2 protein-coding genes are annotated in these 1,321 nt (G+C 64.9%); both read right to left on the bottom strand.

Annotated features, from left to right (window positions below):
* Window positions 1–832 (bottom strand): cation:proton antiporter (locus tag EN932_RS36280; protein ID WP_206619038.1); only part of this gene is annotated, 832 nt, incomplete at its 3' end.
* 218 nt (window positions 833–1,050) lie between these two features.
* Window positions 1,051–1,321, bottom strand: a 271-nt coding sequence (locus EN932_RS36275; protein ID WP_206619037.1) for a host attachment protein, incomplete at its 5' end; no start/stop codon positions are given.

Here is a 1,321-nt window from a genome sequence, read left to right as displayed (position 1 = left end):
GTTCGGATTCGCTCATGATCATGCCGGCGAAGAAGGCGCCCAGCGCCAGCGAGACACCGAACAGTTTGGCCGCACCGAAGGCGACGCCGAGCGCGATGGCCAGAACCGCCAGCCGGAACAGTTCGCGCGAGCCGGTATGGGCGACATAGTGCAGGATCCAGGGAATGACCCGGCGGCCGACCACCAGCATGACGATGACGAAAGCGGTGACCTTGGCCAGTGTGATGCCGACGACGCCCCAGATGCCGTAGCTGGCCGGCAGCGACAGCAGGCCGCTGGCATGGGCGTCGGCCTGCTCCTGGCCGCCGAGCACGCCAGCGAGCGCCGGCAGCAGCACCAGCGCCAGCACCATGGCCAGATCCTCGACGATCAGCCAGCCGACGGCGATGCGGCCGCGCTCGGTCTCGATCATCCGCCGTTCCTGCAGGGCACGCAGCAGCACCACGGTCGAGGCGACCGACAACGCCAGGCCGAACACCAGCCCCGCGCCCATCGACCAGCCGAGCATCCAGGCAAGACCAGCGCCAAGCGCGGTGGCAAAGCCGATCTGGACGATGGCGCCCGGCACGGCGATGGCACGCACCGACAGCAGATCCTTGAGCGAGAAGTGCAGCCCGACGCCGAACATCAGCAAGATGACGCCGATTTCGGCCAGTTCGTTGGCAAGCCCGGCATCGGCGACGAAGCCGGGCGTGTTCGGCCCGACCAGCACGCCGGCTATGAGATAACCGACCAGGGGCGGAATGCGGAAGCGGTTGGCGAGAGCCCCGAAGACGAAAGCCAGCCCCAGACCGGCGACGATGGTGGCGATAAGGGGCGTGTCATGCGGCATTGTCTATGGAGCGCCTTTCAAGTCAGCGATGTTGGATGAGCGCCGCCCAAGGCCGCCGCCTGTTTGCAATATGATGGATGGTATGTCGGCGATGCAACCCGCAAAGCCGTGAAATCGACGGCGCTGCCGCGAAAATTTGACCGGCAGCTGAGAAGCTGCCGGCCGGATCGGAATTTGTGCGGAGCTATTCGTCTCGATTCGTCAGGGCCGATCGATGATCAGGCTGCCCGCAGCAAGGCCTCGATTTCCGGTATGGCATGGTTGGTCAATGTCTTGGGAATTTCGGCGGTCACCTTGTCCCCGACCTCCTTGTGCAGCTTTTTGCGCATTGTCCCAAGCACCACCGGCGGCGCGACGAGCACGATCTCGCTGAACTCGCCGTCATGCGCGAGCTTGTAGAGCCGGGCGGCGATTTCATCGGCAAAACGCTCCTTGCCGATGCGGTGCCAGTCCGTATCCTCGACTGCGCTGCGGTGTACGGAGGGACCA

The organism is Mesorhizobium sp. M7A.F.Ca.US.002.01.1.1 (genome assembly GCF_004022955.1).
GTDB classification, from domain to species: domain Bacteria; phylum Pseudomonadota; class Alphaproteobacteria; order Rhizobiales; family Rhizobiaceae; genus Mesorhizobium; species Mesorhizobium ciceri.
This window is presented reverse-complemented; position numbering and strand designations above follow the sequence as displayed.